Below are 18,906 nucleotides of genomic sequence, written 5' to 3'. Positions count from 1 at the left end.
GGAGGCGAGCCTATTTCCCGTCAGGTGTTGTTGCCAATACCTTGCAACAAGGCATGGGAATGATCACCGTCGGCCGCGCGTCGCCCCCGGCCAGCGCCGCAGGCGCGGCGGTATCGTCACCGCCATGACCGACCGTCTCAGCCCCGGCGACGCCGCCCCCGAGTTCACCCTCCCCACCGACGACGGCGGGATGCTCTCCCTGGCCGACCTGCGCGGCCGTAAGGTCATCCTGTACGCGTACCCGGCCGCCATGACGCCCGGCTGCACGAAGCAGGCATGCGACTTCCGGGACTCGCTCGCCTCGCTCCAGGCCGCCGGCTACGAGGTGGTGGGCATCTCGCCGGACAAGCCCGCGAAGCTGGCGAAGTTCCGCGACCGGGACGCGATCACGTTCCCGCTCGTCGCCGACGAGGACCGGGCGGTGCTGACCGCGTACGGCGCGTACGGCGAGAAGCAGTCGTACGGCCGCACCGTCACCGGCGTGATCCGCTCCACGTTCGTGATCGACCCCGACGGCAAGATCGAACGGGCGCTCTACAACGTCAAGGCCACCGGCCACGTGGCCAAGCTGCGCCGCGACCTCGGGCTCGACTAATCCTGTCGGGGGCTGCCGTTACCGTCGGCGCGCTCGCCCGAACTGCTGGCCGCGACCGCCGCGCGGGCGCGCAACGTCACCGAGGTCATGCGGCTGCTCGGGGTGCGGGTCAGCGGCGGGTCGCACGCGCACATCAGCCGGCAGCTCAAACGCTTCGGCATCGACACCTCCCATTTCGCGAGGCAGCCGCACAACAAGGGGCAGCGTGGTGTGCGGCGCACCTCCTCCTCGCAGCTGCTCCTGCGGCTGCCGGTCGGCTCACGGCGCACGCCCGGCACCCGCCTCAAGTGGGCGCTGGGCGACATCGGTGTGCCGGAGCAGTGCGAGGAGTGCGGGTGCGGCCCGGTCTGGTGCGCCCGGCCGCTGACGCTGCACGTCGATCACATCAACGGCGACTTCCTCGACAACCGGCCGCCCAACCTGCGGATCCTCTGCCCGAACTGCCACAGCCAGACGGACACCTTCGCGGGCCGCAACAAGGGCGACGGCATCGCGCATTCCGCAGCGGGCCGGACTGCACACCGTCTCGGTGCGACGCTCTAGACTCAGCGGGTCGGCGGGAGTGGCGGAACGGCAGACGCGCGGGCCTTAGGAGCCCGTGTCCGAGAGGACGTGGGGGTTCGAAACCCCCCTCCCGCACCATCAGCGGTGTCACCCGCGTCACGAACGCGGGTCGCCACCGGTTCGCTGCCCGCAGGATGGCGGGCGTGGACCTGCGCTTCGTACTCGACCCCGACCTCACCACCGAGCTGCGCGAACAGCTCGTCGCCCTCTGGGTGGACGCGACGAACGCCGGCGGCGCGGTCGGCTTCGTCGCGCCGGTGACCGCGGCCGAGGTGCGCCCGGTCGCCGCGTCGACCCTCGCCGAGGTCGCCGACGGGCCGGACCGGCTGCTCGCCGGCTTCGAGGGTGACCGGCTCGTCGCCGTCCTCGTCATCGTCGACAACCGGTTCCACCTGAAGACGCACTGGCGGGTGCTCAAGCGCGTCATGGTGCGCCCCGACACCCAGGGGCGCGGCCACGGCGCGGCGCTGATGCGCGAGGCCGAGCGAGTCGCCCGGGCGATGGGCGTGGAGGCGCTGCACGTGACCGTCCGCGACGGCCTCGGCCTGGACCGTTTCTACCGCCGCCTCGGCTACCGCGAGGTGGGCCGCCTTCCCGCCGCCCTCCGCCTCTCCTCCACCGACTCCCGCGACGAGATCCTCATGTGGCTGGACCTCCCGATGCCGGCCGAACCCTCCGACGGCTGATCAGAATCCGAACGGTCGGTAGGATGGCTGGCATGGAGTCCGTTTCTCTCACGGAAGCCACGACCCGCATCATCGAGATTGCCGACCGGGTCGCCAGCCAGCATGACCAGGTCATGGTCACCCGCGATGGGCACGCCGACGTAATGCTGATCTCGGTAGCCGAGTACGAATTGATGCGCGAGACGCTCGACCTGTCGTTGGACGACGAAGCCTTGGCGGACCTGCGTCAGTCGCGGGACGACTTCGCGTCCGGCGACACGTTTTCGACGTACGAGGTGCGCGGCGAGTTGGATCGGCGTCGAAGCAGAGCGGCCTGATGACGGGTAGGCAGGCGGATGGCCTCTGGAGCGACCGCCGTCCTTATTGATGTTTCCCCGCCGGGCCCCGAGTTCTCCACGAGGATCGACGCCAGTTCGGCGAAGTGGTGGCATCCTTGCCGGCCGGATACCGCCACTTCGCCGAGCTGGCGTCCGGGCGGGTCAGCCGCATGCGGTGGGGACGGTGGACGGGGTGATCGGGGCGGCGGCGTCCAGGGGGGCGGCGGTCTCCGCCGGGGTGGGGTGGGACGGGGACGGGGACGCCGAGGCGCTGGCGCTGGGGCGCGGGCGGGGTGACGGGGAGCGGGACGGTTTCGCCGAGCGGGTCGTGGTCGCCGCGCCCGCGCCGTACATCCGGGTGGCGCTGCGCTGCACCTGGCCGGGGCGTATCCGGATGCCGGTGGCGGTCGCGCGGTGGCCGTACACGTCGGTGACCCGGATCGAGTACGGGCCGGGGCCGGCGCCCGACGGGATCAGCCAGTAGTTGTAGTCCTGGCGGTCCGCCGCGCGCCACGAGCCGTTCTGGCGGACCTCGACCGAGCGCAGCGGGTTGCCGTGGTCGCCGACCAGGACGGCGAACCACCACTGCGACGAGCCTTCCTTGAGGCGGAAGGTGAGCGGGCCGGGTAGCGACGGGTTCACCACGGCCCGGTAGCTGACCTTCACCACACCCTGCACCGGGTCGGCGATCCGGGCGAACGCCTCGGCGGAGAGGTCGAGGTGGCCGGCGGCGCACTCCGGGCACTGGTCCATGACGAGCACCCGGACGCTGCCGCGGGGGCCGGTGACGTCGAGGAAGCCGCCGCAGGAGGCGCCGGCCGCGTACTCGCTCGGGCCGAGCGCGACGTACAGCCGGTTGGCCGGCGCGGCGGGCCGGGAGCAGTTGCCGCCAGCGCCCTTCGAGTCGTAGAAGGTGGCCTTGCCGGTGTGCGTGGCGCCGCCGACGGGTGGGGCGGCGAGCGGGAGGGCGGCCCGGGGTGGGGCGGCGCAGGCGGGGGCGGCGCCGCCGCGTACCGCGAGGGTGACCGCGACCACGGCGGCGAGCGTGGCCAGGCCGGCGGCGACGAGCCGGCGGCGGGTCCGGGGCGGGATCCGGTGGCCGGCCGGGGTCCCGTCGCTGGCGGGGGTCGGTGGGTGGGGTGCGCTGCCGTCGGTCACGCCAGCCGATGCTGCCGGACCGCCCGGCCGCCGGACAAGCTGGCTAAGCGAAAGCTAAGACCGGCGGGCGCGCGCGACGGCGACGAGGGTCCCCGCGCGGGAACGCGAATCAGTAGCATCCTCGGCATGTCCGATCGCCACCCGTTCGCCGATCCCGACGCTCCGGCGCAGACCTCCGATGTGGAGGGCGACGGGCCGGTGGAGGAGCCGGCGCCGCGGCGCCGCCGGGGCCGGCGGATCGTCCTGATCGCGCTGCTCGTGGTGGCGCTGCTGGCCGGCGGCGGCGCGCTGGCCGGTGGTCTCTACTACCGGTCGGTCAACAGTTCGATCGACCGGGTGGACGCGTTCATCGGTGTCCCCGAGGAGTCCCGGCCGCAGGTCGAGGTCAGGGGCGCGATGAATATCATGATCCTGGGCAGCGACTCCCGCGATCCGGAGAGCACCGGCGGTTCGCGCAGCGACACCATCATCCTGGCCCACCTGCCGAAGGACCGCGCGAGCGCCCAGCTCATCTCGATCCCCCGGGACACCTGGACCGCCGTGCCGCGGTCGAAGGAGGGTCGCGGTGGCCGCGACGCGAAGATCAACGCCGCGTACGCCTGGGGCGGGGTGCCGTTGATGGTGCAGACCGTGGAGAAGTTCAGCGGCGTGCGGGTGGACAACGTGGCGATGGTCGACTTCGCCGGCTTCAAGGAGATCATCGATGCGCTCGGCGGCGTCGACGTCGACGTGGAGAAGGGCTTCACCACGAAGTACTCGCTGATCGGCACGCGCACGTTCGAGCCGGGCCGGCAGCGGATGGACGGGGCCGCCGCGCTCGACTACGCGCGGGAGCGGCACGCCTTCGCCGACGGCGACTTCGCCCGCATCCGGCACCAGCAGCAGGTGATCAAGGCGATCCTGGACCGGGCGGCGTCCGGCGGCGTGTTGACCAACCCGGCCAAACTCAACTCGTTCGTGCGGGCCACGTCCAGTTCGGTCGCGGTCGACAAGTCGCTGTCGCTCGTGGACCTGGCGATGGAGATGCGCGGGCTGCGCGGCGGCAACCTGACGTTCTTCACCTGCCCGGTGAAGGGCACCGGCCGGGTCGGCAGTGAGAGTGTGGTGTTCCCGGATCCGACCCGCGCCCGGACGCTGTTCCAGGCGGTCCGCCGCGACTCCGTCCCCGACATCCTCGCGGCCAGCGGGAAGTAGGGGGCGTCCCGGGGGAGGTTCGACCATGGCACGCCTACCGGCGTTCGAGCATCCGGCCGCGTCGTCGACGGGCGCCGCGGCGGTGACCGGCAGCATGGACACGACCACGGTGCTGCCGTACGCGGGGTCCCGGGCCTCGACGCGTACCCGCCGGTTGCGGGCCTGGATGGTGACGGCCCCGATCGACGTCGCGGCGCTGCTCGCCCCGCTGCTGCTGGCCCAGACCTACTGGCGGGGGACGCTCGTCAACGCCGCGCTCACGGTGGGGTTCTTCGCCACCGGCGGGCTCTACCGGCCGCGCCGGCACATCAGCATCCTGGACGAGTTGCCAAGCCTCGGCGGCCGGCTGCTGGCCTCCGGCGCGGTGGTGGCCATCATCGCGGCGCTGCGACACGACTCGGTGCTCTACGTCAGCGGCTTCATGCGGGGTGTCGCGCTCTCCGCCGGCCTGGTGGTCGTGGGGCGGGCGGTGAACACCCGGATCGTCCTGCTGGCCCGCCGGCGTCGCTGGGTGGAGCACAACGCGATAGTGGTCGGCGGCGGGCCGATCGGCGGCGAGCTGGCCCGGCTGCTGCGGCGCTACCCGCAGTACGGGTTGCGTTTCGTGGGCGCGGTGGACGTCCCGTCCCGGCAGAAACCCGGGTCGCTGCCGCTGATCGGCACGCTCGCCGACGTGGAGAAGCTCGTCACGGTGGTGGAGTGCGAGGTGCTCGTCATCGCCGACCCGGACTGCTCCGAGTCGGAGCTGATGGAGGCGTTGCTCCGGCCGGCCAGCTCGCGGTGTGACCTGTGGGCGGTGCCGCGCCTGTGGGGGTCCCGGTCGCAGGGCGGGCACCCGGACCACATCGGGGCCATCCCGATCGTGAAGATCGGTGACACCACGTTGAGCGGGCCGCGGTGGATGGTCAAGCGTGCGTCCGACGTGGTCTTCGCCGTGGTGGCGCTCGTCCTGCTGAGCCCGTTGCTGCTGCTCTGCGCGGTCGCCACGTTCCTCGACGGCGGTCGGGGGATCTTCTTCCGGCAGGAGCGGGTCGGCCGCTACGGCCGACCGTTCCAGGTGGTCAAGTTCCGAACGATGCGGCCGGCCGACGAGCACGAGTCGCGGACCACCTGGTCGATCGCGCACGACCGGCGGATCGGCCCGATCGGGCGGTTCATGCGTCGCGCCTCGCTCGACGAACTGCCCCAGTTGTGGAACATCCTGCGCGGTGAGATGAGCGTGGTGGGGCCGCGGCCGGAGCGCCCGTACTTCGTGGAGAAGTTCTCCGTTGCCTACCCCGCCTACGCGATGCGGCACCGGGTGCCGGTGGGGTTGACCGGCCTCGCGCAGGTCAGTGGCTTGCGGGGGGACACGCCGATCTCGGACCGGGCGCGGTTCGACAACTACTACGTGGAGAACTGGTCGCTCTGGCTCGACATCAAGATCGTGTTGCGGACGGTCACCGAGGTGTTCCGGGGTGCCGGCCGCTGAGCGCCTCGGTCAGGTCGGTGCGCCAGTCTCCGGCCGGTGGCAGCTTCGCGGCGGCCCACCGGCCGTGGGCCAGCACGCTGTAGCGGGGGCGCGGGGCCGGGCGCGGGAAACGGTCGCTCGTGGTCGGGCGGACCCGGTCCGGGTCGAGGCCCCGGAGGGTGAACACCGCGCGGGCCAGGCCGTACCAGGTCGTCTCGCCGGCCGCGGTGCTGTGGTAGACGCCCGGGGCGGCGTCGCCGGCGAGCGCCGCGTCGGTGAGCGCGACGAGCCGCTCGGCGAGCCGGTACGACCAGGTCGGCTGCCCGCGTTGGTCGTCGACCACGTCGATCCGGTCGCGTTCGTCGGCCAGCCGCAGCACGGTGGTGACGAAGTTGCGCCCGTGGGCGCCGTACAGCCAGGCGGTACGCACCACGTAGCCGGCCTCGGGCAGCAGCCGGGTCACCGCCCACTCCCCGGCGAGCTTGCTCCGCCCGTAGGCGTTGACCGGGCCGGTCGGCGCGTCCTCGGGGTACGGCCCGGTGGCGTCACCGCCGAACACGTAGTCGGTGGAGACGTGCACGAGTCGGGCGGCGGTCGCGGCGCAGGCCCGGGCAAGGTGCGCGACCGCGTCCCCGTTGACCGCGGTGGCGTCCCGCTCGCGGGTCTCGGCGCCGTCCACATCGGTCCACGCGGCGGCGTTGACCACCACGTCGTGCCCGGCGACGGCGTCCCGCACCGCCGCCGCGTCGGTGACGTCGAGGTCGGCGCGGGTGGCGGCGGTGACGGACCGGTCCGGCCGGGCGCGCAGCACCGTCACCAGGTCCCGCCCGAGCATCCCACCGGCGCCGGTGACGAGGATCCTCACGGGTGTGAGAGCTTACGCGACGGTAGTCTCCGCGAGTGCGTGGAATCCTTCTCGCCGGCGGCACCGGGTCGCGTCTCTGGCCGATCACCCGGGCCGTTTCCAAGCAACTCATGCCGGTGTTCGACAAGCCGATGGTCTACTACCCACTGTCCACACTGGTGATGGCCGGGGTGCGGGAGATCCTGATCGTCACGACGCCCGAGGACCGCACGCAGTTCGAGCGGCTGCTCGGTGACGGCAGCCAGTGGGGGCTGCGCCTGGTGTACGCCGAGCAGGCCCGCCCGGAGGGCATCGCGCAGGCGTTGCTGCTCGGCGCGGACTTCATCGGTGGCGAGTCGGTCGCGCTGATCCTCGGCGACAACATCTTCCACGGCGTCGGGCTCGGCTCCCAGCTCGCGCGGCACGGCGACCCGGCCGGCGCGCGGGTGTTCGCCTACCCGGTCGCGAACCCGGCGGACTACGGCGTGGTCGAGTTCGACGCGGCCGGTCGGGTGCTGTCGATCGAGGAGAAGCCGGACCGTCCCCGGTCCCGGTACGCGGTGCCCGGCCTCTACTTCTACGACCACCGGGTGGTGGAGATCGCCCGCAAGCTCACCCCCAGCGCCCGCGGTGAGTTGGAGATCACGGCGGTGAACGAGACCTACCGGGAGTGGGGCGAGCTGACCGTCACCGTGCTCGACCGGGGCACCGCGTGGCTGGACACCGGCACGTTCACCTCGATGATGCAGGCCGCCGAGTTCGTCCGGGTGATCGAGGAGCGCCAGGGCATGAAGATCGGCTGTGTCGAGGAGGTCGTCTGGCGGTCCGGGTTGATCGACGACGAGCGGTTGCGGAGCCTGGCGCTTCCGCTGGCCCGCAGCGGTTACGGCAGCTATCTGCTGGGCCTGCTGGCCGAGCCGCCGGCGCCTCGGAGCGGGTCGTGAGGATCCGGCCGCTCGGCATCGAGGGGGCCTGGGAGGTCACCCCGGTGCGGCACGGCGACCCGCGCGGGTTGTTCGTCGAGTGGTACCGCTTCGACCGGCTCGCCGAGGCGGTCGGACACCCGCTGCGGCTGGCGCAGGGCAACCTCTCGGTGTCCGCGCGCGGCGTGGTGCGCGGCGTCCACTTCGCCGACGTCCCGCCCGGCCAGGCGAAGTACGTGACCTGTGTCCGGGGGGCCGTGCTCGACGTGGTGGTGGACGTCCGGGTCGGCTCACCGACCTACGGCCGGTGGGAGACGGTACGCCTGGACGACGTCGACCGGCGGGCCGTCTACCTGGCCGAGGGGCTGGGGCACGGCTTCTGCGCCCTGACCGACGACGCCACGCTCAGCTATCTCTGCTCCACCACCTACCGCCCGGCGGGCGAGCACACCGTGCACCCGCTCGACGCCGACCTCGCCATCGACTGGCCGGCGGCGACGCCGCTGCTCTCCGCGCGGGACGCGGCGGCGCCCAGCCTGGCGCAGGCCCGCGCGGCGGGCCTGCTGCCGGACTACGACGCCTGCCGTTCCTTCACCGCCGGACGGGACACCCGCCCGTCGTCCTGAGCCGGGTCGTCCTGAGCCGGGTCGTCCGGGGCAGGGCCGCCGTCCGGGGCAGGGCCGACCGGCCGGCGCCGCACGGCCGGCCGCGCCGCCGTCCACACGGCACGGGCGTCGGCGCCGATCGGCGTACCGGCGCGGCCGTTCGCCCGGGCCAGGGCCAGGGCGAGGCCGATCGCGAGTCCGCCGAGCGCGCCACCGGCGGCGTACGGCGGCCACCACACCCGCTCCGGCCGACGCGGCGCGACAGCGGGCGTCACCACCGCCACGTGGGCCTTGAGCCCCAGCCCGGCCGGCGGCAGGTCGCGTCGGGCGATCCGTTGCAGCTCGGCGGCGAGCGCGTTGGCGATCGCCGCCGCGGTGTCGGCCCGCCGGTCCGTCACGGCCACCTCGACGGTCAGGGTGTCCACGGTGGACCAGGCGACGACGCGGTCGGTCAGGTCGTCCGGCGGGTACGGCAGCCGCAGCGCGTCGATCACCGGGCGGGTCAGCCGCGGCGTGTTCATCATGGTGGCGTACGTCTTCACCCGCCGCTGCATGAGCTGGTCGGCCACCTCCTCGGACGGCGGGGGTTGCGGCGCGGCGGACCCGTCGGCCGCGAACGTGACGAGCAGCCGGGTCTGCGCCCGGTAGACGGGTTCGCGACGCCCGGCGAGCACGCCCGCGCCGACGCCACCGAGCAACGCCAGCGCCACCACGATCGGCCACGAACGCCGGAGCACGCGGGCGAGGTCCATGAGGCGGCAGACTACCGGGCGGACGGTCGCCGGCCGACGGCCGATTGCGGCGGGCCGCGCCGGTCGGGTAGAACAGGCCGGCGACATCGCATCCCGGGGGAGGACGACGTGGTACGACGCTACGTCTCCCCCGAGCGTCTCTATCTGGCCTCCCTCGGCCTGACCGGGCTCGCCGCGCTGGTCTCGGTGACCCTGCCGGCGGCCCAGCGGGGGGAGCTGGCCGCGAACATGGTGAGCGCCACGGTGGGCGGCGCGCTCGGCGGTCTGTCCGTCGACACGTTCCTGCTGTCCCGCCCGGCCGGCTGGATCATGTCCCGGGGTCGACTGTGGATCGTCGGCATCGTCGCCGGGTCGCTCGGGCTCACCGCGCTGGCGGCGGCGCTGCTGACCACGCTGGCCGGGCTGGGCAGCCACCCGGTCGGTGTGACGGCCGGGTGCGCGCTCACCGTCTTCAACACGGCGGGCGCGCTGGGGCTGCGGCTGCGCCGGTTCTGGTTCGTCTACGCCGTGCGGGCCGCCGGCGGGGCCGTGCTGGTCGCCGGGTACGCGCTGCTCTGGTCGGGTCGCCGGCTCGACGGCGGGGACTGGAGCGAGCTGTGGCTGGGCGTGCAGCTCGCCACCGCGACCGTGCTCGCGGTGGCGGTGCTGGTCTGGGCGCGGCGGTCCGGTCCGGTTCCGACAGCGAGCGCCGGGCGCGGCGACTACCGCGCCGACCTGCTCGCCGTGGGCCGGCTGCACGTCGGGGTGTGTGCGCAGATGCTGACGTACCGGCTGAGTCAGGTCCTGGTGGCCCGGTTCGCCGGCGCGGGCCCGCTCGGTGTCTTCGCGCTGGCCGTGGCGGCGCTGGAGTTCGCGCAGTCCGGCGCCGTGGTCCGGGCCCAGCGGATCCTGGCCGAGCGGGACCCGGACGCCATCGGCGACCACGGCCGCGAGGTGGTCAGGGGCGCGACGCCGATCGCCGTGCTGGCCGTGGCCGGCCTGGCGGTGCTCGGCGTGCTCTCCCCCGACTACCGGCACGCCTGGGTCTTCGGGCTGCTCCTGCTGCCCGGGACGCTGGCGCTGTCGGCCGGCAAGACGTGGAGCGCCGCGCTGCTCAAGCGCGCCGGCGAGCGGGCCACCACCGCCGTGGCCCTGGTCACCATGTCGGTGTCGGTCGTGCTGTACGTTCTGCTCATCCCGTGGGCCGGCGCGTTCGGCGCCGCGGTCGCCGCCTCGGTCGCCTACGTCGTGTACGCGCTCCGGACCCGGGCGCGCCTGCGCCGGGCCACGCCCCTCCTCGTCACTCGGATGGCCTAGCGGTGGACGTCTCAATCGTGGTGTTGACCTGGGAAGATTTCGAGCGCACCCGGGCCTGTCTCAGGTCCCTGCCGGCCGAAGCGGAGACGGTGGTGGTGGACAACGGCAGCGCCGCCGGCATCGCCGACGCGCTGCGGGCCATGTGCGCCGGGACCGGCGCCACCTACGTCCGCTCGGAGACGAACCTCGGCTACGCCCGGGGCATGAACCTCGGCGTCCAGCACAGCACCCGCTCCCGGGTGGTGCTGTCCAACAACGACATCGAGGTACGCCCCGGCGCGGTCGAGCGGCTGGCCGCGGAACTCGACGACCCGGCGGTGGGTGCCGCGTTCCCGAAGGTGCTCGACGTGGACGGCGTGGACCGGACCGCCGCCGGCCGGTTCCTGACGGTTCGCGCCGGCGTGGCGCACGCCACCGGGCTCAGCCTCGTCGCCCCGAGGCTGCGGATCGTCGCGCCGCCGGAGCGGGGGGACTGGCTCTCCGGGCCGTTCGTGGCGATCCGGCGGGAGACGCTGGAGCGGATCGGCGGCGTCGACGAGTCGTCCTTCTTCTACTCGGAGGACCTGCGGCTGTGCTGGGCGGTCCGCCGGCTGGGGCTGCGCCTGGCGTACCTGCCGGACGCCGTGGTCAGGCACGAGGACGACGCCAGCGCCAAGCGCCGGTGGCCGGCGGAGGAGATCGCCCGCCGGCAGACCCGGGAGTTCATCCGGGCCAGCCGCGAGCTGGCCGGGTGGCGGGGCACCGTCGCCTGTTCCGCGTACACCGTCGGGGTGCTGGCGCGGGCCGCGGTGGGCGGCGGCGCCCGCCGGGCGGTCGCCCGGGGCGCGCTGGAAGGCCTGGCCGCCCGATGAGGGTGCTGTTCGTCTGCACCACGGGCGGGTCCGGCCGGCGGCAGCTCGGCGGCGCCGAGCGTTTCCTGACCGAGATGCTGCCGGCGCTCGCCGACCGGGGCGTGGACGTGGTCGCCGCCACCGGCGACGACGAGGTGGCGGCGGCGCTGCGGACCGCGGGCGTGCGGTGGCTGCCGCTCGCCGCCGCCGGGCGGGTCGACCTCGGCTACGCGCGGCGGATCCGGGCGCTCGTCGACGAACTGCGGCCGGACGTGGTCAGCGCGCACCTGCTCTCCGCCGCCATGCACGCCCGCGCCGGACTGGGCGTGCGCGGCCGGCGCACGCCGCTCGTGGTGACGCTGCACAACAGCCTCTGGCAGTATCGCGACGCGGCGGGGTCGCTGCGGGCGAAGGCGGCCGTGCAGGCGAACATCGCCACGGACCTGATGTTGCGCCGGCTCCGGCCGCACGCGACGGTCGCGGTTTCCGCCTTCGAGGCCCGGGAGCTGCGGGTACGCGGACGGGTGCGGGACGTGCGGGTGATCACGAACCCGCTGCCGGCGATCTGGCCGGAGGCGACCGACCGGCCCGGGCCCGCGCCGGACGAGCCGGTCCGGGTCGGCTTCCTCGGCCGGCTGGAACGGGAGAAGGGTGCGGACCTGCTGCCGGCCGTCGCGGCGGCGCTGCCGGACGTGGAGTTCCTGGTCGCCGGTGCCGGCGACCTTCCGCTCGCCGCCCGGCCGAACCTGCACCTGATCGGGCGGGTGGACGCGGCGCCCTTCCTGCACCGGATCCACTGCCTGCTGGTGCCGTCCCGGGTGGAGGCGTTCGGGCGCAGCGCGCTGGAGGCGATGTCGCTCGGCGTACCGGTGGTGCACTCCGGGGTGGGTGGCCTGGCCGAGGTCACCGCGGCCGGCGACGGCGTGCTCGCGTACCAGGCGGAGCCGACCCCGGCGGCGATGGCCGCCGCGGTGCGCACGGCCACCGGGCCGCAGGCGTGGGACGAGCGTCGCCGCGAGCTGGCCCGGGACTACGCGACCCGGCACTCCTTCGCCGGCTGCGTGGACGACTGGCTCGACCTCTACCGGACGGTTTCCCGTGCCGCCGGCTGAACGTCGACTCTGGTCGGTCGCGCTCCCGTTCACGCTCGGCGTGGCCCTGCTGCTGGCGACCTGGGACGCGGGGGCGGCGGTCACGCTCGCGTTCGCCGTCGGCGCGTCGGTTGCCGCCCGCGCCCGGATGTGGGCGCTCGCCGCGTGCGCCACCGTGTGGACCGCCGCGCTGCTCGCCGTGCGGGTGCTGCCCGGCCCGTACGACTCGTGGGCGGGTCGCGGGGTGCTGCCGGTGCTCGCCGGTTACGTGACCGTCTTCCTGCTGGCGTGGGCGGCCGGGCGGCGGCTGGTCGAGCGGCGGGACGGCGGACGGCCGCCGCCGGACCTGCCCCGGCCGAAACCGTCTCGCCCGGAGCTGTCCTGGCCGTCCGAGCGGCGCATGCGGGCGTACCTGTTCGTGCTGCTCGGCGTGGCGGTGGTGACCGCGGCGGTCCGCTTCCGCGGCACCCTGCCGCCGCTGCTCGCCGACAACCCGGACGCCGCCCGGCAGGTGCTCCGCGAACAGTCCAACCTGGTCGTCGGCCTGCTGTCCGAGGCGTGGACGCTCGGCATGGCCGTCTCGCTGCTGCGCGCGCTGTCCGGACGCCGGCCGGCGCTGCCGCTCTACTACGCGCTGACCGCGGTCTTCACCGTCGGCGCGGCGCTCGGCGCGAGCAAGAACTCGGTGCTCGTCGGCATCGCGCCGGCGCTGATCGCCGCGCTGTCGGTGCGGCGTACCCGGGGTCGGGCCGCGGCGTTCCTGGCCGCGCGGACGCCCGTGGTGCTGCTGATCGGCGCGGTGGCGCTCGGCGCGGCGGTGTTCCTCGGCGGGCAGCGCACCATGGCCGGCACCGGCGCGTTCGAGACCGAGTTCCGGGCCCGGTACGGCAGCAACGCGCTGACCAGCAGCGCCGGGTCGCTCGACCTGTCGCTGAGTTCCTCCACCGAGACGTTCGGGCGGGTCTGGTCGCAGCGGGCGCACCTGGAGCCCCGGCACGGCACCTACTCGCTGACGTTCCTCGGCTCTCGGGTCGAGCCGATCGTCGGCAAGGCCGACCTGTACGGCTTGACCGCCCAGCTCAGCCAGCCGTACCTGATGAACACCGCCACCTTCGTGGCCATCCCGCTGCTCGACTGGGGTCCGCTCGGCGCGGCGGTCTTCCTGGCCGTGCTCGGCCTGGCGGTCGGCGGGACCGAACGGTGGTTCGAGTTCTCCGCCGCGCCGGCCGGGCAACTGGCCCGGGCGTTCGTCGTCTACTTCGCACTGTTCGGCGTCTACGAGCTGTACCCCCTGATCTATCCGACCTGGTTGAGCCTGGTGCCCGGCCTGGTGATCCTGCACCGGCTGGGGAGGACCACGACGTGACCGGGACGCCGTTCGACGGGCTGACGGTGGTGACCGTGCTCTACCGGTCCGCCGGCATGCTCGCCGAGACGCTGCCCACCTGGGTACGCGCCGCGGGCGACCTGCCGGTCCGGTTCGTCTTCGCCGACCACCAGCCGGCCGACGGGTGCGCCGACGTCGTCGCCGGTCACCTGCCCGCCGGCCGGTACGCCTACCTGCCCGACGGGTCGAACCCGGGCTTCGCGGCCGGCTGCAACCGGGCCGTGGCGACCGTCGACACGTCCCACGTGCTGCTGCTCAACCCGGACGTGTGGCTGCCCGACGACGCGCTGGCCCGGATCTGCGCCGCCGTCGCCGCGCACCCGGACGGCCCGATCGCGGTGGGCCTGGCCATGCACGGCGGCGAGTACGTGGGCATCGACCTGAACCCGCTGTCGCTCTTCATCGACCGGCCAGCCACGGTCGGCCGGGCCCCGCTCGGCCCGTCCGGCGGGGCGGCGGTGTTCCCGACCGCGCTGTTCCGCCGGTTCGACGGCTTCTGGGGGCACCTGTTCGCCTGGGGCGAGGACGCCGACCTGGCGTTCCGGCTCTACGCCGCCGGCCTGCGCACGCGCGGGCTGGACCTGGTGCTGCCGCACGCCGGTGGGCACAGCGTGTCCGGCGACCACGGGCTGTCCGGGTTCCGGGCGTACCTGCTGGCCCGTAACCGGCTGCTGGTGGCGGCGCGCACGTTCACCGGGCCGCTGCTGCTCGTCGCGCTGCCGGTCCTCGCGCTGGCGCACGTCGCGCTTGCCGCCCGGCGGATCCGGCAGGGCCTGCTGCGGCCGTTCCTGCGCGGCGTCGGGCGCGGGCTGGTCGAGGCGCCGGCCGCCCGCCGACAGTGGGCCGGCAGCCGGTTCGGCTTCGCGTCGCTGCGCGGCTTTCTCACCGCCCGGGAGGCCCGATGACGCACCAGTGGACCGTGGTGACTGTCGCCTACAACTCGGCCGGGACGCTGCGTCGCTGCTGGCGCGACCGGCAGCCGTACGAGTGGCTGGTGGTCGACAACGCCTCCGCGGACGACTCCGCCGCGGTCGCCGCCGAGCTGGGCGCACGGGTCATCCGGCTGCCGGCGAACGTCGGCTTCGCCCGCGCCAACAACGTGGCGCTACGCGAGGCGACCGGCCGCTACGTCCTGTTCGCCAACCCGGACCTGGAGGTACGCGCCGACGACCTGCCCGTGCTGGCCGGGCACCTGGACGTCCACGGCGGGCTGGTCGCGCCGCAACTGCTCGGCACCGACGGCACACCGCAGGCCAACGGGCGCGGATTCCCGTACGCCACCGCCAAGCTCGGCAACCGGAACGTCTGGCCGCTGTCCCGGCTGCACGCCTCGTACCGGCAGGTGGTCGCGCCGGGCGAGACGCGCTACGTCGCCTGGGTGATGGGCGCGGCGGTCGCCGGCCGGACCGCCGACGTCGCCGCGCTGGGCGGGTGGAACGAGCGGTTCTTCCTCTACTACGAGGACCACGAGCTGGGTCTGCGCGCCTGGCGGCGGGGCCTGGCGGTCGCGGTACGCGGCGACGTGCGGTGGACGCACCACTGGGCCCGCGCGACCAACTCGCTGCGCTGGTCCCGGGCGCACAGCCTGGAACTGCGCTCCGCCCGGACCTTCTTCCGCATGTTCCCCGAGTTCCTGGTCGGACTCCCGCGGCCGGAGCGCCGGCACCGGGAGGCCGCCCGGCTGGTCGGGTCGCCGATGCCGGACGGTGCCGGTACGGTCACGCGGGGGACCTGAACGCGAACGGTGTTTTGGTAGCGTCTCGCCGTGTCCGTGACGCGCCCCCCGGCGGCGGTCCTCCCCGCGGCGTACTCCCCCGCGTCGCCGCTGCCCGTGCCGAACCGGGCGCGTCCGGTGGCCCGCCTGGCGGGCGGGTGGGCCCGGCTGGGCCAGTCCCCATACTGGCCGATCGCCGGCCTGCTCATGGTGCTCGGCGCCGGGCTGCGGATCCGGCAGTGGGCGTACGTGCGCAGCCTCTGGAGCGACGAGCTGTACGTGGCGCACAACCTGCGCGAACGCGGCTACCTGGACCTGTTGCGGCCGTTGGCGTTCAGCCAGTCCGCGCCGCCCGGCTGGCTGTGGCTGGAACGGCTCGCACTCGACAGCCTCGGCGACGGCGAGTGGGCGCTTCGCCTCGTACCGCTGCTGTTCGGGCTGGCGTTGCTGCCGCTCGTGGCCTGGCTCGGCCGGCGGCTCCTGCCGCCGCTTGCCGCCCTGGCGGCGCTGCTGCTGGTCGCGGTCGCCCCGTTCCTGATCGGCTACTCGAACGAGCTGAAGCAGTACAGCGCCGAGGCGTTCTGCGTCACGCTGCTCGTCGGGCTGGCCCTGCTGCTGTGCCGGGGCGCCCCGACCTGGGCCGGCGCGGCCCTGTTCTGGTCCGTGTCGCTTGTCGCGGCCGTCTTCAGCACGCTGTCCATCCCGGTCGCCGGCGCGCTCGGCGTGCTGCTCGCCGCGCGAGGGCTCACCCGCGCCGGCCGCACCTGGGCGTCCCGGTGGCGGGAGCTGGGGCGGTTCGTCGCGCCCGCGCCGGCCTGGGCTGTGATGGTGCTCGTGGTGTATGTCCTGCTCCTGGCCCCGGGGCTGGACGACGCGCAGCTCGCCGCCTACTGGCGCGGCAAGTCGATCTATCCGGCGCATCCGCTGACCGACCTGTCGGCCACCGTGGACTGGTTCACCGCGACCTACCGGAGCCTGGCCACCGTGCCGTTCGTGGCCTGGTCGGCGTGGGTCGTCGTACCGCTGCTGGTTCTCGGCGCGGCGGTGGGCCGCCGCCGGCTCTCCGGCGCGGCGGTGCTGGTCCTGCTCGTGCCGCTGACGGCCGGGCTGGCCGGCGCGGCCGTTTCGGTCTACCCGTTCAACGGCCGGTTGGCGCTCTACGCGGTGCCGGCGTGCCTGCTGCTGGCCAGCCTGGCCGTCGCGCCGCCGGTGGCCCGCCCCGGGCTGCCCGGCCGGGTCCGGTGGGCGGTCGGGGCGCTGCTCCTGCTCGCGTTGGCCGTGCCGCAGCTCGCCACCGACGTGGTGGCCACGGTGCACCCGGCGCGGGCCTTCGCCCAGGGCGGCGGCGCCAACGCGGCCGACTACCGCACCGCGCTACGCCACCTGGACGCCCAGCGGCGCCCCGGTGACCTGGTGCTCGCCACCTCCGTCTCCTGGAACGCCCTGGCCTGGTACGGCCCACCGGCGGACGCCTACGTGGTCGCGGCCGGTCCCGGCGGCTGCCCGAACCGGACGGTGTCGACGCTGCTGGCCGGGCGGTCCCGGATCTGGCTCTTCCAGGCCACCGACTGGGCGGACGGGGCGAACCGGGACGTCATCGTCCGGCTCGGCGGCGGTGGTGTGGCGGTCACCGAGCGGCAGTTCAGCGGGGCGCGCGTGGTCCGCTTCGACCTGGCGGCGGGCGTCACCAAGGGGAGTGACGTCTGCCTGGTGCCGCCGCCGAACGGCGCCCGGCCGCGTTAGCCTCTAGCTGTGGCGGTGCCAGACGTCGCGCAGGGCGTCCCAGTTGCCGCCGAGCCCGGCCCCGCACGGCGTCTCCATGTAGATGGCGGCGACGCTGTCGTCCCGGCCCCACCAGATGCCGCAGACCGGACGCCCGTCCTGGCCGTTTCCGGCGTACTCGACGTAGCTGCCGGGGGCGTTGCTGGTGCCGCCGGTGACCTGCGCGGCCTCCCGCATCCCGGGCGCGAGCGCCCGACCGATGATGCCCATCTGCTGGCGGAAGGCCCGGGCGGCCTCCTTCTTCTCGGCCGACTCGTACGCCGCGAAGTGCAGCGACACGCCCAGATAGCGGCAGAAGACGTGCTGCTTCTCGCCGGCGGCGAGCGCCGGGCCGCTCTTCTCCGTGTTGATCGCGCAGCCGCCCATGTCGTCGAGCCAGGGCTCGGCGAGCGGCATCAGGCCAGCGTCGAACTTCGCCTTGTTCAACGAATACTGCGTGGCCTCGTAGAGCGCCGGGGAGGTGCTGGCCGAAGGGGTGGCCGGCTCACCGTCACCGGCGAGCGCGCGGCCGGCGAGCAGCCCGGCGCCGCCGGCCAGCACCGCGGCCATGACCACGCCGCCGATCCACAGGCCGGTCCGGTTGCGCGGCGGACGCGGGACCGGGGTGATCCGCGGGCCGCCGGTCGCCACCAGCGGATCGGGGGCGGTGGCCGGGGCGGGGGCGGCCGGCACCGGCATGCCGGGCGACACCGGCACACCTGACGACGGCGCACCGGAAACCGGCTGCGTGGGGGCCATGGCCCACGGCTGTGGGCTCCACGGCAGCTGCGGCGGGGAGGAGACCGGCTGCGGCGGCGCCGAGACCGGCGGTGGCGGCGGGAGAATGTCGGCGGTGGCGATGCGCTGGTAGTCCATGCCGAGCGACTGGAACAGCCGGTCGGCGGCGGTCGTGGCCTCCGACGGGTACGCCACCCAGGGCTGGTCGGCGGTGAAGTCGGCGTTGACGTAGCGGTGGCCGCCGGGCGTCTGCGCCAGCACGTTCGCGGCGTTGGTGAACGCCTCCCGCCAGCGCTGGTCGCCGGCCGCGGCGCCGTCGAGCGTCGCCACGGTCACCGGCCGGTCCTGCCCGTCGAGCGCCGCCCAGCCCCGGCCGACCTGGCACTCCCCGAGCACCTCGGTGAACCTGTACGGACCTTCCGGCTGCATCCCCACTCCTCCGCTCGCCCGCCGTGCGGATACTACCGAGAGGACGCTCGGCGGCTGGTCCGCCCACGCTGCTCATCCGCGCGGCGGCAGCCCGAGCGTTTCCGGGAATGTCGCCACCCGGTAGAGGTCGCGGACGTGCGCCTCCGCCGCCCGTAACGCCTCCGCGAGCGTCAGGCCCTCGGACGCTCGGCGGTGGAGGGTGTGCGAGCCGGCGGCGAAGGTCCCCATCGGCTGGTCGAGGTGGACCTCGATGACCGATGTGACATGGCACGCGGACGGGGTGAAGCCGAGGGTGAGACGGATGGAGATCTCGTTGCTCAGGAAGGGGTGCAGCGAGATCGGCATCCGGATCGTCTTACGGATGTCCGCCTGCTGCACCCCGTCCTGCTCGGTGCTGAGGATCAGGTGGGGGTAGAGACCACTGTCCGGCCCGAAGTCGTAGTCGAGCGTGACGCCGGTCGCGAAGTCGCCCAACTCCCGGTCGCACCGGCCGAGCGACGCCACGACGTCGCTTGCGACCGCCTCGGGTGCCGCGTCCCACTCGCGCACGGAGCTCAGACCCCCACCGTGTC

20 protein-coding genes and 1 tRNA gene are annotated in these 18,906 nt (G+C 74.2%); 16 read left to right on the top strand and 5 right to left on the bottom strand.

The features are described 5' to 3' along the window. The first annotated feature begins 124 nt into the window (after positions 1-124). From bcp to O7613_RS01190, 5 genes are all read left to right on the top strand, one after another. Positions 125-595, top strand: a complete 471-nt coding sequence (gene bcp, locus O7613_RS01210; RefSeq protein ID WP_282291548.1) for a thioredoxin-dependent thiol peroxidase — start codon at positions 125-127, stop codon at positions 593-595. 87 nt (positions 596-682) lie between these two features. After that, positions 683-1,138, top strand: coding sequence for an HNH endonuclease signature motif containing protein (locus O7613_RS01205; RefSeq protein WP_282291546.1), 456 nt, complete (start codon positions 683-685; stop codon positions 1,136-1,138). A gap of 13 nt (positions 1,139-1,151) precedes the next feature. Next, positions 1,152-1,237: transfer RNA gene (locus O7613_RS01200), tRNA-Leu, on the top strand. A 65-nt stretch (positions 1,238-1,302) separates the two neighbouring features. Next, positions 1,303-1,845 (top strand): GNAT family N-acetyltransferase, encoded by a 543-nt coding sequence (locus tag O7613_RS01195; protein ID WP_282291544.1) that lies wholly within the window; start codon positions 1,303-1,305, stop codon positions 1,843-1,845. 32 nt (positions 1,846-1,877) lie between these two features. Next, the gene (locus tag O7613_RS01190; protein ID WP_348775409.1) at positions 1,878-2,162 is read left to right on the top strand and encodes a type II toxin-antitoxin system Phd/YefM family antitoxin; all 285 of its coding nucleotides are present in this window, start codon (positions 1,878-1,880) and stop codon (positions 2,160-2,162) included. Between the two features lie 162 nt (positions 2,163-2,324). Here the strand turns inward: O7613_RS01190 and O7613_RS01185 are convergent, their stop codons facing one another. Beyond that, on the bottom strand, positions 2,325-3,320 hold the full coding sequence (locus O7613_RS01185) for an expansin EXLX1 family cellulose-binding protein (protein WP_282291541.1): 996 nt from the start codon (positions 3,318-3,320) through the stop codon (positions 2,325-2,327). Positions 3,321-3,446: 126 nt separating this feature from the next. Between O7613_RS01185 and O7613_RS01180 the strand changes: the two genes are divergently transcribed. Further along, positions 3,447-4,514, top strand: a complete 1,068-nt coding sequence (locus O7613_RS01180) for an LCP family protein (protein WP_282291539.1) — start codon at positions 3,447-3,449, stop codon at positions 4,512-4,514. Positions 4,515-4,539: 25 nt separating this feature from the next. After that, positions 4,540-5,985 carry a sugar transferase gene (locus tag O7613_RS01175; RefSeq protein ID WP_282291537.1) on the top strand — a complete coding sequence of 482 codons (1,446 nt, stop codon included), beginning with the start codon at positions 4,540-4,542 and terminating at the stop codon, positions 5,983-5,985. On the opposite strand, the gene rfbD is transcribed toward O7613_RS01175, so the two are convergent. Next, the gene (gene rfbD / locus O7613_RS01170) at positions 5,954-6,829 is read right to left on the bottom strand and encodes a dTDP-4-dehydrorhamnose reductase (RefSeq protein ID WP_282291535.1); all 876 of its coding nucleotides are present in this window, start codon (positions 6,827-6,829) and stop codon (positions 5,954-5,956) included. The two genes, O7613_RS01175 and rfbD, sit on opposite strands and share 32 nt — an antisense overlap. A gap of 35 nt (positions 6,830-6,864) precedes the next feature. Between rfbD and rfbA the strand changes: the two genes are divergently transcribed. Together rfbA and O7613_RS01160 are read left to right on the top strand one after the other, a co-directional pair. Next, entirely contained in the window at positions 6,865-7,752 is an 888-nt protein-coding gene (gene rfbA / locus O7613_RS01165) for a glucose-1-phosphate thymidylyltransferase RfbA (RefSeq protein WP_282291534.1), read from the top strand. Beyond that, the gene (locus O7613_RS01160) at positions 7,749-8,357 is read left to right on the top strand and encodes a dTDP-4-dehydrorhamnose 3,5-epimerase family protein (protein WP_281584641.1); all 609 of its coding nucleotides are present in this window, start codon (positions 7,749-7,751) and stop codon (positions 8,355-8,357) included. Before rfbA ends, O7613_RS01160 begins: the two co-directional genes overlap by 4 nt. Here O7613_RS01160 and O7613_RS01155 read toward each other — a convergent pair. After that, complete coding sequence (locus O7613_RS01155) at positions 8,303-9,088, bottom strand: lipopolysaccharide biosynthesis protein (protein ID WP_282291533.1); 786 nt, start codon at positions 9,086-9,088, stop codon at positions 8,303-8,305. The two genes, O7613_RS01160 and O7613_RS01155, sit on opposite strands and share 55 nt — an antisense overlap. 108 nt (positions 9,089-9,196) lie before the next feature. Between O7613_RS01155 and O7613_RS01150 the strand changes: the two genes are divergently transcribed. The 7 genes from O7613_RS01150 to O7613_RS01120 are packed head-to-tail and all read left to right on the top strand — an operon-like array spanning position 9,197 to position 17,149. After that, positions 9,197-10,384, top strand: a complete 1,188-nt coding sequence (locus tag O7613_RS01150; protein WP_282291532.1) for a hypothetical protein — start codon at positions 9,197-9,199, stop codon at positions 10,382-10,384. A gap of 2 nt (positions 10,385-10,386) precedes the next feature. Then, entirely contained in the window at positions 10,387-11,235 is an 849-nt protein-coding gene (locus O7613_RS01145; protein WP_282291531.1) for a glycosyltransferase family 2 protein, read from the top strand. Beyond that, complete coding sequence (locus O7613_RS01140; RefSeq protein WP_282291530.1) at positions 11,232-12,326, top strand: glycosyltransferase family 4 protein; 1,095 nt, start codon at positions 11,232-11,234, stop codon at positions 12,324-12,326. Before O7613_RS01145 ends, O7613_RS01140 begins: the two co-directional genes overlap by 4 nt. Beyond that, positions 12,313-13,671, top strand: coding sequence for a hypothetical protein (locus O7613_RS01135; protein WP_282291529.1), 1,359 nt, complete (start codon positions 12,313-12,315; stop codon positions 13,669-13,671). The genes O7613_RS01140 and O7613_RS01135 overlap by 14 nt, the downstream gene beginning before the upstream one ends. Next, positions 13,668-14,597: a glycosyltransferase gene (locus O7613_RS01130; protein WP_282291528.1), complete on the top strand. Its 930-nt coding sequence runs from the start codon at positions 13,668-13,670 to the stop codon at positions 14,595-14,597. Before O7613_RS01135 ends, O7613_RS01130 begins: the two co-directional genes overlap by 4 nt. Further along, positions 14,594-15,427 carry a glycosyltransferase gene (locus O7613_RS01125; RefSeq protein ID WP_282291526.1) on the top strand — a complete coding sequence of 278 codons (834 nt, stop codon included), beginning with the start codon at positions 14,594-14,596 and terminating at the stop codon, positions 15,425-15,427. The genes O7613_RS01130 and O7613_RS01125 overlap by 4 nt, the downstream gene beginning before the upstream one ends. A gap of 30 nt (positions 15,428-15,457) precedes the next feature. Then, positions 15,458-17,149 carry a glycosyltransferase family 39 protein gene (locus O7613_RS01120; RefSeq protein WP_282291524.1) on the top strand — a complete coding sequence of 564 codons (1,692 nt, stop codon included), beginning with the start codon at positions 15,458-15,460 and terminating at the stop codon, positions 17,147-17,149. Positions 17,150-17,152: 3 nt separating this feature from the next. Here the strand turns inward: O7613_RS01120 and O7613_RS01115 are convergent, their stop codons facing one another. Beyond that, complete coding sequence (locus O7613_RS01115; protein ID WP_282291522.1) at positions 17,153-18,334, bottom strand: hypothetical protein; 1,182 nt, start codon at positions 18,332-18,334, stop codon at positions 17,153-17,155. A 72-nt stretch (positions 18,335-18,406) separates the two neighbouring features. Further along, positions 18,407-18,883, bottom strand: a complete 477-nt coding sequence (locus O7613_RS01110; protein WP_282291521.1) for a hypothetical protein — start codon at positions 18,881-18,883, stop codon at positions 18,407-18,409. Positions 18,884-18,906: the final 23 nt, after the last annotated feature.

Origin of the sequence: Micromonospora sp. WMMD975 (genome assembly GCF_029581215.1) — a bacterium.
Lineage (GTDB): Bacteria > Actinomycetota > Actinomycetes > Mycobacteriales > Micromonosporaceae > Micromonospora.
Note: the sequence above shows the minus strand (reverse complement) of the source record. Positions and strands in the feature narration are given on the sequence as shown.

What these genes read in the sequence shown, in the direction of transcription:
- O7613_RS01205 (WP_282291546.1), top strand. Translation starts at nt 683, where the DNA reads ATGCGGCTGCTCGGGGTGCGGGTCAGCGGCGGGTCGCACGCGCACATC.
- O7613_RS01155 (WP_282291533.1), bottom strand. Translation starts at nt 9,088, where the DNA reads ATGGACCTCGCCCGCGTGCTCCGGCGTTCGTGGCCGATCGTGGTGGCG.
- bcp (WP_282291548.1), top strand. Translation starts at nt 125, where the DNA reads ATGACCGACCGTCTCAGCCCCGGCGACGCCGCCCCCGAGTTCACCCTC.
- O7613_RS01115 (WP_282291522.1), bottom strand. Translation starts at nt 18,334, where the DNA reads ATGCAGCCGGAAGGTCCGTACAGGTTCACCGAGGTGCTCGGGGAGTGC.
- O7613_RS01125 (WP_282291526.1), top strand. Translation starts at nt 14,594, where the DNA reads ATGACGCACCAGTGGACCGTGGTGACTGTCGCCTACAACTCGGCCGGG.
- O7613_RS01140 (WP_282291530.1), top strand. Translation starts at nt 11,232, where the DNA reads ATGAGGGTGCTGTTCGTCTGCACCACGGGCGGGTCCGGCCGGCGGCAG.
- O7613_RS01190 (WP_348775409.1), top strand. Translation starts at nt 1,878, where the DNA reads ATGGAGTCCGTTTCTCTCACGGAAGCCACGACCCGCATCATCGAGATT.
- O7613_RS01180 (WP_282291539.1), top strand. Translation starts at nt 3,447, where the DNA reads ATGTCCGATCGCCACCCGTTCGCCGATCCCGACGCTCCGGCGCAGACC.
- O7613_RS01175 (WP_282291537.1), top strand. Translation starts at nt 4,540, where the DNA reads ATGGCACGCCTACCGGCGTTCGAGCATCCGGCCGCGTCGTCGACGGGC.